At 66.5% G+C, this 14,201-nt stretch carries 17 protein-coding genes; 11 read left to right on the forward strand and 6 right to left on the reverse strand.

Annotation, left to right across the window (positions count from 1 at the left end):
- Position 1: 1 nt before the first annotated feature.
- Genes mdcA through madL form a run of 3 tightly spaced genes read right to left on the reverse strand, consistent with a single transcriptional unit; the run spans position 2 to position 2,871 of the window.
- A complete protein-coding gene (gene mdcA, locus ACE3RX_RS19280) occupies positions 2-1,657 on the reverse strand; it encodes a malonate decarboxylase subunit alpha (RefSeq protein WP_374486590.1) in 1,656 nt (551 codons plus the stop codon).
- 34 nt (positions 1,658-1,691) lie between these two features.
- Positions 1,692-2,453: a malonate transporter subunit MadM gene (gene madM / locus ACE3RX_RS19285; RefSeq protein ID WP_374486591.1), complete on the reverse strand. Its 762-nt coding sequence runs from the start codon at positions 2,451-2,453 to the stop codon at positions 1,692-1,694.
- Positions 2,454-2,469: 16 nt separating this feature from the next.
- Positions 2,470-2,871, reverse strand: coding sequence for a malonate transporter subunit MadL (gene madL, locus ACE3RX_RS19290; RefSeq protein ID WP_374486592.1), 402 nt, complete (start codon positions 2,869-2,871; stop codon positions 2,470-2,472).
- A 188-nt stretch (positions 2,872-3,059) separates the two neighbouring features.
- On the opposite strand from madL, the gene ACE3RX_RS19295 reads away from it, so the two are divergent.
- Positions 3,060-3,764 carry a GntR family transcriptional regulator gene (locus ACE3RX_RS19295; RefSeq protein WP_374486593.1) on the forward strand — a complete coding sequence of 235 codons (705 nt, stop codon included), beginning with the start codon at positions 3,060-3,062 and terminating at the stop codon, positions 3,762-3,764.
- A gap of 55 nt (positions 3,765-3,819) precedes the next feature.
- On the opposite strand, the gene ACE3RX_RS19300 is transcribed toward ACE3RX_RS19295, so the two are convergent.
- Positions 3,820-4,605: a helix-turn-helix transcriptional regulator gene (locus ACE3RX_RS19300; RefSeq protein ID WP_374486594.1), complete on the reverse strand. Its 786-nt coding sequence runs from the start codon at positions 4,603-4,605 to the stop codon at positions 3,820-3,822.
- Between the two features lie 106 nt (positions 4,606-4,711).
- Here ACE3RX_RS19300 and ACE3RX_RS19305 point away from each other — a divergent pair, with 106 nt between their 5' ends.
- The 7 genes from ACE3RX_RS19305 to ACE3RX_RS19335 all read left to right on the forward strand — a co-directional run bounded on the left by ACE3RX_RS19305 (position 4,712) and on the right by ACE3RX_RS19335 (position 10,021).
- Complete coding sequence (locus tag ACE3RX_RS19305; protein WP_374486595.1) at positions 4,712-5,737, forward strand: bile acid:sodium symporter family protein; 1,026 nt, start codon at positions 4,712-4,714, stop codon at positions 5,735-5,737.
- A 53-nt stretch (positions 5,738-5,790) separates the two neighbouring features.
- A complete protein-coding gene (locus ACE3RX_RS19310; protein ID WP_374486596.1) occupies positions 5,791-6,114 on the forward strand; it encodes a DUF6156 family protein in 324 nt (107 codons plus the stop codon).
- A gap of 18 nt (positions 6,115-6,132) precedes the next feature.
- A complete protein-coding gene (locus ACE3RX_RS19315) occupies positions 6,133-6,387 on the forward strand; it encodes a hypothetical protein (protein WP_374486597.1) in 255 nt (84 codons plus the stop codon).
- Complete coding sequence (locus ACE3RX_RS19320) at positions 6,384-6,776, forward strand: thioredoxin family protein (protein WP_374486598.1); 393 nt, start codon at positions 6,384-6,386, stop codon at positions 6,774-6,776. The genes ACE3RX_RS19315 and ACE3RX_RS19320 overlap by 4 nt, the downstream gene beginning before the upstream one ends.
- Before the next feature lie 149 nt (positions 6,777-6,925).
- Positions 6,926-7,336: an HIT family protein gene (locus ACE3RX_RS19325; RefSeq protein WP_374486599.1), complete on the forward strand. Its 411-nt coding sequence runs from the start codon at positions 6,926-6,928 to the stop codon at positions 7,334-7,336.
- A gap of 104 nt (positions 7,337-7,440) precedes the next feature.
- A complete protein-coding gene (locus tag ACE3RX_RS19330; protein WP_374486600.1) occupies positions 7,441-8,961 on the forward strand; it encodes a cyclic nucleotide-binding domain-containing protein in 1,521 nt (506 codons plus the stop codon).
- 34 nt (positions 8,962-8,995) lie between these two features.
- On the forward strand, positions 8,996-10,021 hold the full coding sequence (locus ACE3RX_RS19335; protein WP_374486601.1) for a class I SAM-dependent rRNA methyltransferase: 1,026 nt from the start codon (positions 8,996-8,998) through the stop codon (positions 10,019-10,021).
- A gap of 50 nt (positions 10,022-10,071) precedes the next feature.
- Here the strand turns inward: ACE3RX_RS19335 and ylqF are convergent, their stop codons facing one another.
- Positions 10,072-10,995 carry a ribosome biogenesis GTPase YlqF gene (gene ylqF / locus ACE3RX_RS19340; protein ID WP_374486602.1) on the reverse strand — a complete coding sequence of 308 codons (924 nt, stop codon included), beginning with the start codon at positions 10,993-10,995 and terminating at the stop codon, positions 10,072-10,074.
- A gap of 83 nt (positions 10,996-11,078) precedes the next feature.
- Between ylqF and ACE3RX_RS19345 the strand changes: the two genes are divergently transcribed.
- From ACE3RX_RS19345 to ACE3RX_RS19355, 3 genes are read left to right on the forward strand one after another with little or no spacing between them, the layout of a single operon-like run.
- Positions 11,079-11,642: a DUF1415 domain-containing protein gene (locus ACE3RX_RS19345; protein WP_374486603.1), complete on the forward strand. Its 564-nt coding sequence runs from the start codon at positions 11,079-11,081 to the stop codon at positions 11,640-11,642.
- Positions 11,629-12,504, forward strand: coding sequence for an SAM-dependent methyltransferase (locus tag ACE3RX_RS19350; RefSeq protein WP_374486604.1), 876 nt, complete (start codon positions 11,629-11,631; stop codon positions 12,502-12,504). The genes ACE3RX_RS19345 and ACE3RX_RS19350 overlap by 14 nt, the downstream gene beginning before the upstream one ends.
- A complete protein-coding gene (locus ACE3RX_RS19355) occupies positions 12,498-13,169 on the forward strand; it encodes a hypothetical protein (protein WP_374486605.1) in 672 nt (223 codons plus the stop codon). The genes ACE3RX_RS19350 and ACE3RX_RS19355 overlap by 7 nt, the downstream gene beginning before the upstream one ends.
- Here ACE3RX_RS19355 and ACE3RX_RS19360 read toward each other — a convergent pair.
- Positions 13,154-13,630, reverse strand: coding sequence for a DUF4124 domain-containing protein (locus tag ACE3RX_RS19360; RefSeq protein WP_374486606.1), 477 nt, complete (start codon positions 13,628-13,630; stop codon positions 13,154-13,156). The genes ACE3RX_RS19355 and ACE3RX_RS19360 overlap by 16 nt on opposite strands.
- Positions 13,631-14,201: the final 571 nt, after the last annotated feature.

Raw genomic sequence — 14,201 nt, forward strand, 5'->3', positions numbered from 1 at the left:
CTCACCAGTTGCGGAAACGGGCCGGCGGGGCGTAGAGGCCGCCCGACCAGCGCACGAGGTCTTTGATGGAACGGGCCGCGAGCAGGTCGCGGTTGGCCCGGCGAGTATCGATGCCCAGGTCTTCGGCGCGGCGGATCACCCCGCGTTGGCGCAGCTGCTCGACCATCTGGCGGTCGCGGGCCATGCCCACCGGCGTGAAGCCAGCGACGCCGCGGATGGCCTGTTCGCGCTCTTCCGGCGTGCGGCACAGCAGCAGGTTGGCGATGCCTTCCTCGGTCACGATGTGGGTCACGTCGTCGCCGTAGATCATGATCGGCGGCAGCTCCATGCCCATGCTCTCCTGCAGCTTCCAGGCATCCAGTTCCTCGACGAAAACCGGCGCCATGTGCTCGCGGAAGGTCTCGACCATCTGCACCACCAGCTTGCGGCCGCGGATCGCGTTCGGCCCGCCGGCTTCGCGGCCGGCCTTCAGCCAGGCCGGCGAGGCGTGGCGGCGGCCGTGGGGATCGGAGCCCATGTTGGGCGCACCGCCGAAGCCGGTGATGCGCCCCAGCGTGGCGGTCGAGCTGTTGCCGGCCAGATCCATCTGCAGCGTCGAGCCGATGAACATGTCGCAGGCGTACAGGCCGGCGGTCTGGCTGAAGGCCCGGTTGGAACGCATGCTGCCGTCGGCGCCGGTGAAGAACACGTCGGAGCGGGCCGCGATGTAGTTCTCCATGCCCACTTCGGAGCCAAAGCTGTGGATGGACTCGACGCAACCCGATTCGATCGCCGGGATCAGCGTCGGGTGCGGGTTGAGCGCCCAGTGGGTGCAGATCTTGCCCTTCAGGCCCAGCTCGGTGGCGTACGTCGGCAGCAGCAGCTCGATGGCCGCGGTGTCGAAGCCGATGCCGTGGTTGAGGCGCTTGACGCCGTACTCGGCGTAGATGCCCTTCAGGGCCATCATCGCCATCAGCACCTGCACGTCGGTAATCTGCGCCGGGTCACGGGTGAACAGCGGCTCGATGTAGTTGGGGCGCGGCGCGACGACGTAGAAATCCACCCAGTCGGCGGGGATGTCCACCCGCGGCAGCGTGTCGACCAGCTCATTCACCTGGGCGATCACGATGCCGCCCTTGAAGGCCGTCGCCTCGACGATGGCCGGCGTGTCCTCGGTGTTGGGGCCGGTGTACAGGTTGCCGGCGGCGTCCGCGGCGTGGGCGGCGATCAGGCACACGTTCGGGGTCAGGTCCACGAAGTAGCGACCGAACAGTTCCAGGTAGGTGTGGATCGCGCCGATCTCGATCTGGCGGTCCTGCACCAAGCGGGCCAGGCGCCCGCCCTGGGGGCCGGAGAAGGAGAAGTCGAGCTTGCTGGCGATGCCGCGCTCGAACAAATCCACATGGCTGGGCAGGGCCAGCACCGACTGCACCATGTGCAGGTCGTGCAGGCGTTCGGGGCTGCAGTCGGCCAGGGTTTCGGAAAGAAAGTCGGCCTGCTTCTGGTTGTTGCCTTCGAGGCAGACCCGGTCGCCCGGTTCGATCACCGCTTCAAGCAGCTCGCCGACGCGGGGCGTCTCGACGCGGCGCGCCAGACCGAGGGCAGCGGCCCGTTCCAGGCGCTGCTGGCGGCCACGGCGACGGGTGTCCCAGGCTCCGGCAGGATGGGGAGCGTTCATGGAATCTCCTGTTGTGTCAGGTTGGGGAGTCGGCTCAGCCGACGATGGCCTTGGTGGCCAGGAACAGGACCGACGGGCCCATCAGGCAGCCCAGGCCGGTGTGGAAGGTGGCGACGAGCGCGCCGTAGGGAACCAGGCGCCGGTCGGTGGCGGCAAGGCCGGCCGACACGCCGCTGACGGTGCCGGCGAGGCCGCCGAAGACCATCGCCGAGCGCGGGTTGTCGAGGCCCATGAAGCGGGCGGCGACCGGCGTGAACACCATCACCATGATGGCCTTGATGAGGCCGGTGGCAATCGCCAGCGCCATCAGGTCGGAGCTGGCGCCGATGGCGGCTCCGGTCACCGGCCCAACGATGTAGGTCACCGCGCCGGCGCCGATGGTGGTCATCGCCACAGCGTCGGTGTAGCCCATCGACCAGGCGACGGAGGCGCCGACGATGAACGGGATGATGGTGCCCAGCAGCAGGGCCATCACGCCGACCAGGCCGGCTTTCTTCGCTTCGTCCACCTGCACCTCGAAGGCGGTGGCGACGATGGCGAAGTCGCGCATCATCGCGCCGCCCATCAGGCCGATGCCGGCGAACAGTTTGAGGTCGGCGAGGCCCTTGCTGCCGCCGGTCTGGATACCGCCCCAGTAGGCCAGCGCGAGGCCGATCACGATGGCGATGGCCGAGCCATGCACGCGGCCGAAGGTGAGCTTGCGGGACAGGTGGACCGAGATCCACATGATCAGGCCGACGAAGGCGAAGGCGCCGACGAGGCTGTTTTCGCGGATGGCGTGTTCAATCATTTCCATGCTGGTCTCCTCCGGCTCAGGACTCTTCGGCCACGGTGCCGGTCTGCCAGGCGGTGTCCTGGCGCTTCGGTCCGGTGCGGTTGATCAGGGCAATCGTGCAGGCGCACAACAGCACCGCGCCGACCGCGGAGATCAGCGCCACCGGGCCGCCCTTGAGGGCCGCTACCACGTTCTGCTGGGCGGCCATGGCGACCACCACCGGGATGTACATGGCGGCCCAGAAACCGACACCCGCTTCCGTGGTGTCGGGCATCAGGCCGCGCTTGTGCAGATAAACCCGCGCCGAGATCAGCAGCATCATCGCGATGCCCACGCCACCGACGTTGGCCTTCACGCCGATGAAGGCGCCCAGCAGGTCGCCTATATAGACGCCGAGCAGATGGCAGGCGGCCAGAATGGCCGTTCCGTAAATGATCATTTTGTTTCCTCCTAGTGTGGCCGGGCCACGGTGATGGTTTGTCCTGAGCTTCTTGATGAGCTTTCAACTCGACTCATGAATTCACTAGCGGCGCTTATGTATTCATAAGTTTTGTTTGTGTATACAAGATTAATCTCCGTGGACACAAAGTCAAGGGCTTTGTATAGTCAATCGAAAGGAGCCAAAACATGGACGCACTCAACCCCACGCCGGTCCGGCGCTCGGAGCAACTGGGCGAGGAAATCGAGGAACGCATCGTCACCGGCGTGTACCCGCCGGGCATGCGCCTGGACGAACAGGAACTGGCCGCCGCCTTCGGCGTGTCGCGCACGCCGATCCGCGAGGCGCTGATCCAGCTGGCGTCGATCGGCCTGGTGGAAATCCGCCCGCGCCGCGGCGCGACGGTGCCTGAGATGAGCGCCGACAGGCTGTGCGAGATGTTCGAGGTGATGGCGGAGCTGGAGTCGATGTGCGGCCGCCTGGCTGCGCGGCGCATCCTGCCGGCCGAGCTGGCCCGCCTGCGGGACGCCCACCAGGCCTGCGAGGAGGCGCGGGACGCCGGCAAGCCGGATCTGTATTACCAGCTCAACGAGGTCTTCCATCGCCGCATCTACGAAGCCAGCCACAACGGCTTCCTCGCCGAGCAGGCCACCGCGCTGCACCGCCGCCTGCGCCCCTACCGACGCCTGCAGCTGCGGGTGCGCAACCGCATGCAGTCCTCGTTCTCGGAGCACGCCGGCATCGTCGAGGCGATCGTCGCTGGCGACGGCGAGCAGGCCGCCAGCCTGCTGCGCGCCCACGTGGTGGTCCAGGGCGAGCGCTTCACCGACCTGGTCGCCACGCTGCGCCAGATGAACGCCCCGGCCGAACCGGAAGCCGCTACCGCGCAATAGAGCGCACGCCGCGCTCAAGGAAACGTCGGGCGCAGCGCTGCCCTGGGGGCGCTTCTTATAACGCGGCGCGTCCGCGCAGTTCGCCGGGCGTTACGCCAAACATGCCGCGGAAGGCGGCGATGAAAGCCGAAGTGGATTCGTAGCCATGGGCCAGCGCCACGTCCGTCACACTGTCGCCGGCCTCCAGCGCATCGAGGGACAGCAGCAGACGCAGGCGCTGTCGCCACTCGCCGAAGCCTAGCCCGGTCTCCTTGACGAACAGGCGCGCCAGGGTGCGCTCCGAAGCGCCGGCCTCGACGGCCCACTGGGCCAGGCTGCGCGTGTCGTCCGGCTGCTCCTGCAGCGCCGCGCAGATCACGCCGAGGCGCCGGTCTTTCGGCAGCGGCAGGCCGAAGCCGGCCCGCGGCAGCCCGGCCAGCTCGTCCAGCAGCACCGCCACCAGTCGCCCCGCCGGGCCGGCCTCGTCGTACTCCACCGGCAACTCGCCGATGCGCCGGATCAGCTCCCGCACCAGCGGGCTCATCTCCAGCACGCAGCACTCGGCCGGCAAAGCCGCCGCCGCGGCCGGCGTGACGTACAGGCTGCGCATCTCAGTGCGGCGACGATTGACCACCTGGTGCGGCAGGTCCGGCGGAATCCACACCGCGAAGCGCGGCGGCGCCACGTAGTCGCCAGCCGCCGTGCGCACCCCGAGCACGCCGCTGCTGGCGTAGGACAGCTGGCACCAGGGATGGCTGTGCTCCTCGGTCCATGAGCCGGGCGCCAGACTTTCGTGGCGGTTGAACAGCGGGCGCGGCAGGCTCGCCATGCTCGGCACGTTGCGCTTGTTGGGGGCGTTCATGGATGTCTTGTCAGTTAATCACTATTCGTTGTCGATCTGTCGTTAGAAAGACAGCCTGCCACGCCTTAGAGTGCACCACCATACCCATAACGACATGGAGCCCAACGTGCCCTCCAACCCCAACACTGCAGGCAGCCTCCAGCAACTGCGCACCTGGCTGCACAAGGAATGGTTCCTCGTCGGCATGCTCGGCGCGGTCGTCCTCGCTACCCTGCTGCCCGACCTGGGCCGCAGCGGCGGCGTGCTGCATGGCGACGTGCTCACCGACATCGGCATCGCGATCGTGTTCTTCCTGCACGGCCTGGGCCTGTCCTTCGCCAGTCTGCGCCAGGGCATCATGAACTGGCGCATTCACGCGGTGGTGCAGAGCATGACCTTCGCAGTCTTCCCGCTGGTGTGGTTCATTGCCGACGCGCTGGTCGGCCAGTGGCTGCCCCGCGACCTTGCACTGGGCTTCTGCTACCTGTGTGCGCTGCCGTCCACCATCTCGTCGTCGGTGGCGATGACCGGCCTGGCCCGCGGCAACGTGCCGGCGGCGATCTTCAACGCCACCCTGTCGAGCGTGCTGGGCATCGTGCTGACACCGCTGCTGGTGACCCTGTTCACCCACGTGGACGGCCAGGGCCTGCCCTTCCTGGCAACCGTGCTGAGCATCGCCAAGCTGCTGCTGCTGCCCCTCGTCCTCGGCCAACTGATGCGTCCGCTGCTGCACGCCTGGCACCAGCGCCACAAGAAACTGACCACCCTGCTCGACCGCTGGGTGATCCTGATGCTGGTCTACTCGGCCTTCTGCGACTCGGTCGCCTCGGGCCTGTGGCGCAACAACGGCATCGGCACGCTGCTCACCGCGATGCTCGGCGCCGCCTTGGTCCTGGCCCTGGTGCTGGTGCTGACCACCTGGCTGTCGCGGCGTTTCGGCTTCCAGGTAGAGGACGAGATCACCACGGTGTTCTGCGGCTCGAAGAAGACCCTCGCCTCCGGCGTGCCGATGGCAAAGCTGCTGTTCGGCGCCAACCCGGCGATCGGCCTGATCGTGCTGCCGATCATGTTCTACCATCAGATCCAGCTTTTCGTGTGCTCGCTGCTGGCCAACCGCTACGCCCTGCGCAAGGACGCCGCGGCCCCCCATTGATGCGGCAGCGCGTCATAATGGCGGGACACCATCCAAACCCGCCTTATGACGCCATGAGCACCGAGACTGCCAGCACCGTCCGCCACTTCGTCACCTACAGCGGCGTCAGCCTGCCGCTGAACCTCACCTCACCGCTGGAAGAGGCGGACCTGCGCAACCGCATCACCTTCTACCGCGCCTACTACGATGTGGCCGACCGCATGACGGCTTGCGAGAAGGTCGTCTACGGCGAGATCGAATCCGCCCACCACTACAGCTACTACCCGAGCGGCGCCCTGCAGCAGGCCAAGGTCGTGCAGGTGATCGACGAGGAAACCACGCTGATGGCCTACGCCGAGGACGGCACCCTGCTGTCCTCGACGACGCTGGACGACTGAGCAGGACGGAACTTCGCCTTGGCCATCCAGTCTGCAGAACGTCGCCGCTGCCTCAGCTGCAACCGCTGGGGTGGAGAGCGGCGGCCCGGTGCCGACCCCGACACCGTCGAATACGATGAGGACAACGACCGCGGCCTCTGCCAGGAAGGCCCCTGGCATGGCACCAGCCGCCGCGGCCCGCGCAACGCCTGCGGCCAGTGGCTGAAGTGGATCGCCCTGGAAAGCGCCCCGGCGGCGCCCGCCCCTGCCCATCCGGACAAGACCGCCCCATGACGACCCCGACCGATACGCCCGAATTCCTCGTCGCCTGCCTGTGTGCCGCCTGGTGCGGCACCTGCCGCGACTACCGCGCCGGCTTCGAAGCCATGGCCGAACAGTTCCCGAACGCCCGCTTCCTGTGGCTCGACGTGGAAGACGAAGCCGACCTGCTCGACGACTATGATGTCGAGAACTTCCCCACCGTGCTGATCCAGCGCGCCGACGACGTGCTGTTCTTCGGTACGATGCTGCCGCACCACCACCTGCTGCAGCGCACCGTCGAGACCTTCCACGCCCAGAGCCCGGAAGAGAGCCGCCACTACGCCCACGCCGACCCGCTGCGCAAGAGCTGGCAGAACGAATACAACCTGCGCAAGGCCCTGGCCGAGCGGGCCGAAGACTGAGTGCAGTTGTGGGGGCGAATTCATTCGCCCGCGGACTTCATTCAACCGACTGAGGGCGAATGAATTCACCCCCACGGGAAGGTTAGCCCCAGCATCAGGACATCGCCCGCACACGGCACGACAAGAACACATCACAAGGAGAGAGACCTATGGACGACTGCGTTTTCTGCCGCATCGTGCGCGGCGAGCTGCCGGCATCGAAGGTTTACGAGGATGAGCACACCCTCGCCTTCATGAACATCATGGCCGGCAACCCCGGCCACACGCTGGTCATCGCCAAGCCCCACCGGGAGAACATCTACACCCTGGAAGACGAACTCGCCGAAGCGGTGTTCCGCACCACCACGCGGGTCGCCAAGGCGGTGCGACAAGCCGCCGGCTGCGAAGGCGTGTCCCTGTTCCAGGCCAACGAGGTGGCCGGCGGGCAAACCGTCTTCCACTTCCACCTCCATGTGCTGCCGCGCGTAACCGGCGACAAGCTGCCCGGCGTATGGCCCGCCACAGCGCCGAGCCGCGTCGAACTCGACGAGATGGCGGCCCGCCTGCGCGCAGCGCTCTAACCCCCCGTACGATACCGCCGGCCCCGCCCCTCGATAGAGGCGCGGGGCCAGCCCCCTTTGCCCAAACGATCACGATGCCGCACCGGCGTGGCATCCCGTAGACCATGCATATTCCCCTGCTGAGCCCGGAGGCTCCGTTCGCCATCCTGCTGATGATCGTCGGCGGCGCACTCATCTTCGGCCCGCTGCGCAGCTGGCGGCGCTCCCTCGTCAATACCGGCGTGTTCTTCACCGCCTGCCTGCTCGGTGACCTGCTGGCAGGCAGCCTGGAAGGACACATGGAACCCGCGGCACTGCACTGGTTACGCCAGATGGCAGTGTTCGGCGAAGGGCTGGCGGTGATCCGCTACCTCGGGCTGGCCCTGTTCGACGTAGTGCTGCCGCGGATCGGCATCCGCATCTCCGGCATCCTCGGCGACATCCTGGTCATCATCGGTTACGTGGCCTGGGCCTTCCTGCGCCTCAACCTGGCCGGCATGCAGCTGTCCCACCTGCTGACCACATCGGCAGTGCTCACCGCAGTGGTCGCCATCTCGATGCAGGAAACCCTCGGCAACCTGCTCGGCGGGCTGGCCCTGCAGATGGACAACTCCCTGGAGATCGGCGACTGGATTCAGATCGACGACCTCGCCGGCCGCGTCAGCGACATCCAGTGGCGCTACACCGCCATCATCTGCCGCAGCGGCGAGCGGGTCGTGATTCCAAACAGCCACCTGATGAAGAACCGCTACGCGCTGATCTGCAACAAGCGCCAGACCCTGCCGCTGCAACGACGCAGCATCAGCTTCGACGTGGATCTGTCGGTGCCGCCGGGCCGCGTGACAAGCACCGTGCTGCAGGACATCTCCACCGCCCGCATCCCCAACGTCAGCGCCACCCCGGCGCCCCAGTGCCTGCTACTCAACTTCGGCCCGGGCTATGCCCATTACGCAGTGCGCTACTGGCTGCTCGATCCGGGGCCCGACGAGGTGACCGACTCGGAAGTCCGCCACCACATCCTCGCCGCGCTGCAGCGGGAAGGGCTGCGCCTGGCGGTCAGCGACCAGACCATCCACCTGGTGGCAGAAGGCGAAGCCCATCGGGAGGAGGTCCGCGCCCGCGAGCTGAACCGCCGCCAACAGGCCATCGCCCAGATCGACCTGTTCTCGCGCCTGTCAGAGGCGGAGCAGCTGGAACTGGCCGGCCGCCTCGTCAACGCGCCCTTCGCCCGCGGCGACATCATGACCCGCCAGGGTGCCATCGCCCACTGGCTGTACATCATCGTCAGCGGCGAGGCCGAAGCCTGGTGGCACCCCGCCGACGGCAGCCCGCCGCGCCTGCTCGAAAAGCGCGGCCCGGGCAGCGTCTTCGGCGAACTCGGCCTGATGACCGGCGCGCCCCGCCGCGCCACCGTGATCGCAGCCACCGACGTCGAGGCCTACCGTCTCGACAAGGCTGGCTTCGAGCACATCATCCGCGGCCGCCCGGAGCTCGCCGAGGGCATGTCGTCCATCCTCGAACAACGCCTCAGTCATTTCCAGGCCCTGGAAAGGGGGTATGCTGAGGACAAAACCGGCCAGAATGCCAACCGGGGCTCCGAAGTCGCCGCCCTGGGCAAGAAGATCCGAGAATTCTTCGGCCTCTGAGCCATACAACAACGCCACTCGCTGAATCGCCACCATGCCAGAACGCTCCGCCACCCTCATCCCTGCCCTGGCGCAGGCTCTCACTGCCCGCCATGAACTGATCGCCCGCCTGGAAGCCGAACAGACCAACGCCTACCGGCTCTTCCACGGCACCGTGGAAGGCCGCCCCGGCCTCACCGTGGACCGCTACGGCGACCTACTCCTCGTGCAGACCTTCCACAGCCCGCTGAGCCTGGCCGAAGAAGAAGCCGTCACCGCTTTCTACGCCGAAGCCTGTCCGGGCCTCGACCTGATCTACAACGACCGTAGCCACTCCAATTCCCGCATCAGCAACCCGTTGCCGCCTGAGCTTCTGGCCAAGGCCGAAGCCCTGCGCGAGTTTTCCGAACTGGGGGTCAAGTACAACGTACAGGCCCGCCATGCCGGGCAGGATCCGTGGTTGTTCCTCGACCTGCGCGCGGCACGCCGCAAGGTGATGGCCGAAGCTGTCGGGAAATCGGTGCTCAACGTATTCGCCTATACCTGTGGCGTCGGGGTTGCCGCGGCCAAGGCCGGCGCCCGCCACGTGGTGAACGTAGACTTCGCCGAATCCAGCCTGTCCGTCGGCAAGGCCAATGCACGCCTCAACGAACTGCCGATCCGCCTGCGTTTCGTGAAGAGCGATGCCTTCGCTGCGATGCGCCAGCTATCCGGCATCGGCCAGCCGAAAGTGGTACGCGGCAAGCGCATGCCGCCCTTCCCGGAGCTGGAGAAACACAGCTTCGACCTGGTTTTCCTCGACCCCCCCCGCTACGCCAAGAGCGCCTTCGGCGTGGTGGACCTGGTGAATGACTATCCAGCGCTGCTCAAGCCGGCGCTGCTTTGCACGGCCGAAGGCGGCACGCTGGTGTGCTGCAACAATGTCGCCCAGGTAGACCGCGAGGCCTGGGCCGACCAGCTGCTGCGCAGCGCCCGTAAGGCCGGACGCGAGGTGCGAGAAATGGAGTGGATCACGCCGGAGGAGGATTTCCCGAGCACGGACGGTAATCCGCCGCTGAAGACGGTGCTGCTGCGGGTTTGAGTCCGCGCGGATTCGGCTCGCAAACTGCGAGCCGAATCCTCCCCTGCTGCCTATTCGTCTGCGTCCGGATCCCGTTCGTCTTCCTTCGCCGCCGCAGCAGCGGCCCGCATGGCGGCGTGGGCTTCCATCATCGCCGCGCGGGTCGTCGGCGTTTCCAGGCTGACGCGGCCGAGGGCACCGTCGCGGTAGTCCTGCAGCAGAATCAGCGAGGCCTTCTCGATGTCCAGCCCGCCGCCCTTCAGGCGGCAACCGCGGCGCAGGGCGATCGCCTCCACCAGCGCCGGGCCGTCCAGGCCATCGACGGCCACCCCATAACGCTTGGTGACAAGAGCCGGATAGCGGGCCAGCAGCAGGTCGCCGAGGAAGTTCGCAACCTCCTCATCGATCACCGCGTTGCGGCCGATCGCGTGGCTGGCGGCCAGCATGAAGCCGTCGGAATCGTGCTCGATCTTCGGCCACATCATGCCCGGCGTGTCGATGAGGGTCGCCGTCGGCGACAGATCGAGGATCTGCTGGCTCTTGGTCACAGCCGGCTCATCGCCAACCTTGGCCACGCGCTTCTTCAGCAGCGCATTCATCAGCGTCGACTTTCCGACGTTGGGGATGCCCATGATCATCATGCGCAGTGGCTTCAGGCGATCGTTGCGGTGCGGCGCCAGCGGCCGGCACAAGCCGACCACCTTGGCCACGTCGCTGGGCTTCTTGCACGACAGCGCCACCGCGTTGACGCCCTTCTGGGCGTTGTAGTGGGCGATCCACTGGGCTGTCACCGCCGGATCGGCGAGGTCGGCCTTGTTGAGGATCTTCAGGCACGGCCGCTGGCGATGCAGGCGCAGTTCGCGGATCATCGGGTTGCTGCTCGCTTCGGGCAGGCGGGCGTCGAGCACCTCGATGACCACATCGATGCGCTCCATGCTCTCCGCCGCCTTCTTGCGGGCGGACGTCATGTGACCGGGAAACCACTGGATGGACATGGGCGTGCGTTGAATCAATGAAAGCCCGCCATTATCAGGGCAAAATGGCGTCCCTCGAAGGAATTCCCCGGAAACACCGCACCATGAACCACGAAGAAATCATCGCCGCGACCCGCGAATGGATCGAAAAGGCCGTCATCGGCCTCAACCTGTGCCCGTTTGCCAAGTCGGTGTACGTCAAGAACCAGGTCCGCATCGTGGTCAGCGATGCCCGCCATATCGATGGTTTCCTGGAAGACCTGGACCGGGAGCTGGATCACCTCGCTGAGGTCGATCCCGAAGTCACCGACACCACGCTGCTGGTTCATCCGACCCTGTTCCCCGACTTTCTCGACTTCAACGACCTCGTGCAGATCGCCGACGAGGCAGTCAGCGAGCACGAGTTGGAAGGCGTTCTGCAGATCGCCAGCTTCCACCCGGACTTCCAGTTCGAGGGCACCGAGCCGGACGACATCACCAACTACACCAACCGCTCGCCCTACCCAACCCTTCACCTGATCCGCGAAGCGAGCATCGACCGCGCCGTGGAAGCCTTCCCGGAAGCGGAAATGATCTACGAGCGCAACATGGAAACCCTGCAGAAGCTCGGCATCGCCGGCTGGAAAGCCCTTGGCCTGTCCGAGTCCAAGAAGCATGGCCAGGAATAAGCGCGCCGCGGGCACTGCCCGCCCAGCCGCCGAGGCCAAGCCGGCAGTCCATCCGGAGATCCGCCCCGGCCAGTCGATCGAACTGCTGAAGGAACTGCACATCCTGACCCGCGACGGCCAGCTCAACCAGGACAGCCGCCGCAAGCTCAAGCAGGTCTATCACCTATACCAGTTCATCGAGCCGCTGCTCGCCGAGGTGCTGGAGCAGCACGGCGACCTGAGCCTGGCCGACCACGGTGCCGGCAAGTCCTACTTGGGCTTCATCCTCTACGACCTGTTCCTCAAGGCCAGGGAGGCCGGCACGGTCTACGGCATCGAGACCCGCGCCGAGCTGGTCGCCCGCTCCCGCGAACTGGCCGAGCGGCTGAGCTTCCCGCGCATGCGCTTCCTCGACGTGAGCGTGGAGGAATCCACCCGCTCCACCGAGCTGCCCGAGCGCATCGACGTGGTCACCGCGCTGCACGCCTGCAACACCGCCACCGACGACGCGATCCAGTTCGCCTTCGCCAAGAATGCCCGCTTCGTGGTGCTGGTGCCCTGCTGCCAGGCCGAGGTGGCCAGCGTGCTGCGCCAGAACAAGAACGCCAGCTTCGGCATGACGCCCCTGTCGGAGATCTGGCGCCACCCGATCCACACGCGGGAATTCGGCAGCCAGCTCACCAACGTGCTGCGCTGCCTGCAGCTAGAAGCCCACGGCTACCAGGTCACGGTGACCGAACTGGTTGGCTGGGAGCACTCGATGAAGAACGAGCTGATCATCGCCCGCCACACCGGCCGGCCGCGCAAGAACGCGATGGAGCGCATCGAGGCGATCCTGGCGGAACTCAACCTCAACGAGCTGCGGAGCCGATTCGCGTGCTGAGCACTGGGCTGGCTGCAGCCGCGGCGCTGCTTGTCGCCGTGGCCCCGCGGCTGCCGCGCCTGCGTGAGCGCTACGACACCGCCGCGCTACAGCCGATCACCGGCCAGCCCTTGGACGAATCTGGCCCGGCGCCGCTGGATAAGGTGCTGCAGGATTGGGTCATGGACGGTGCCGGATCGGGCGCCACGCTACTGCCCTGGCACTTTCCCGCCGCACCGCGCCCGCTGGCCTGTGCCATCGTCAGCCCGACGCAGCGGCAGCGCGTGCATGCCTTCGGCTACCGCCTGGCCGGCTATCACCAGCTCGACACGCGCAGCCGCCTCGGCGGCATCGCCTACCGGATTGGCGTTCAACTGCGTCCGCTGCTGTGGTTCCTGCCACGGCGGAACGACGAACCCTGGGACGACGCATGGCTGACCAACGTGGATGAACCCCGTCTCGCCGCACTGGCCCGCTGGCAACCGCGGCGCCCGACGCTGATCGTGCTGGACTCACCGGTCGAGGGCGCCGCGGCTCGCGTCATGGACGCGCTGCAAGCGAGCCTGCACCGTAACCTCAGCCAGCATCCGGTCCGTCTGCTGATCCTTCACGACGGCGATCTCGCCGAAATGGCTTCAACCCTCACCACCCAGATTCGCGTCCTGCCGGATCAGCGGAACGGGTAGGCATTCATCCGGGCCGAACGTTCCTTTTGGACTGGCTTCGGCTTGGGCTGAACCGGCCTAGGTGGCGGCCATCGACGCGCATACGATGGGGCCGGGTAGACCACCGTCGAATGCTCCGCGTCCTCCCTGATCTGCTCGCGGGACTGGACCAACTCCGCCTGCTTTTCCGCCTCCCAGCGCCGCTGGCGCTCAGCGGCCTCTGCATTGCGGCGCGCATCGAGCGCGCGTGCATCTTCCAGCAGACGCTCGCCACGCCGATGCGCAGCCGCCTCCTCCCGCGGACTCAGCGGAGGCGCACCATCAAGGGCCTGCCCACGACAGTCAGCAGCGCATGGCACGTCGGTATAGGTCACCCGACCATCGCCCCCGGTGCACTTGAAGACGGCAAGCGCCGGCCCGGCCAGCAGCAGGCCCAGCAGCCCCGCCCAGATCCGCCTGCCCTCCATAAGTGCCTCCTTCACCACGTCCAGTCCGAAGACTAGATCGATTGGGCACGGCTGGCGAGCATGGAACGCACGGACGGTATGGCAAACGGCTCAGATTTCGTGAACGTCCCCCGCATCAGGAACGAAAAGCGGCAAACACCATTCGTCATCGAGAAGAAAGCTCTCGGCCTCCGGACCACAGGTCCATCGCACCCAGCGCCGCACACCCGCCAACAGGAAACGCCGCATCTTCATCTCCCAGCTGTTTCAGCCACACCAAACCGTGGGGCCGGTAATGACGATAGTAGGTAGGGACGGTGACAGGCGTCTTGCAGAAAGGCTGTGGGCGGATGAATCATGGGAGCAAGCGCTGACCGGAGACTTCCCCCCAGCTCCTTCCGTGGGGGCGAATTCATTCGCCCTCCAAACGTTTGATCAGCCTCGACGGGCGAATCAATTCGCCCCTACAGGAACAGCCCGACGAGCTTGTGAACACAGCCGAAGGACAAACGAAAACGGGGAAAACGATCACTCGTTTTCCCCGTTGCGTCTTGGAGCGGCAGAAGAGTCTCGAACTCTCGACCTCAACCTTGGCAAGGTTGCGCTC

It is taken from the genome of Zoogloea sp. (assembly GCF_041914405.1).
GTDB lineage: Bacteria > Pseudomonadota > Gammaproteobacteria > Burkholderiales > Rhodocyclaceae > Zoogloea.

Excerpts from the sequence above, each read along its gene's own strand:
- ACE3RX_RS19300 (WP_374486594.1), bottom strand. The coding sequence starts at position 4,605 with ATGAACGCCCCCAACAAGCGCAACGTGCCGAGCATGGCGAGCCTGCCG.
- ACE3RX_RS19295 (WP_374486593.1), top strand. The coding sequence starts at position 3,060 with ATGGACGCACTCAACCCCACGCCGGTCCGGCGCTCGGAGCAACTGGGC.
- madL (WP_374486592.1), bottom strand. The coding sequence starts at position 2,871 with ATGATCATTTACGGAACGGCCATTCTGGCCGCCTGCCATCTGCTCGGC.
- ylqF (WP_374486602.1), bottom strand. The coding sequence starts at position 10,995 with ATGTCCATCCAGTGGTTTCCCGGTCACATGACGTCCGCCCGCAAGAAG.
- madM (WP_374486591.1), bottom strand. The coding sequence starts at position 2,453 with ATGGAAATGATTGAACACGCCATCCGCGAAAACAGCCTCGTCGGCGCC.
- ACE3RX_RS19320 (WP_374486598.1), top strand. The coding sequence starts at position 6,384 with ATGACGACCCCGACCGATACGCCCGAATTCCTCGTCGCCTGCCTGTGT.
- ACE3RX_RS19330 (WP_374486600.1), top strand. The coding sequence starts at position 7,441 with ATGCATATTCCCCTGCTGAGCCCGGAGGCTCCGTTCGCCATCCTGCTG.
- mdcA (WP_374486590.1), bottom strand. The coding sequence starts at position 1,657 with ATGAACGCTCCCCATCCTGCCGGAGCCTGGGACACCCGTCGCCGTGGC.
- ACE3RX_RS19325 (WP_374486599.1), top strand. The coding sequence starts at position 6,926 with ATGGACGACTGCGTTTTCTGCCGCATCGTGCGCGGCGAGCTGCCGGCA.
- ACE3RX_RS19335 (WP_374486601.1), top strand. The coding sequence starts at position 8,996 with ATGCCAGAACGCTCCGCCACCCTCATCCCTGCCCTGGCGCAGGCTCTC.
- ACE3RX_RS19350 (WP_374486604.1), top strand. The coding sequence starts at position 11,629 with ATGGCCAGGAATAAGCGCGCCGCGGGCACTGCCCGCCCAGCCGCCGAG.
- ACE3RX_RS19345 (WP_374486603.1), top strand. The coding sequence starts at position 11,079 with ATGAACCACGAAGAAATCATCGCCGCGACCCGCGAATGGATCGAAAAG.
- ACE3RX_RS19310 (WP_374486596.1), top strand. The coding sequence starts at position 5,791 with ATGAGCACCGAGACTGCCAGCACCGTCCGCCACTTCGTCACCTACAGC.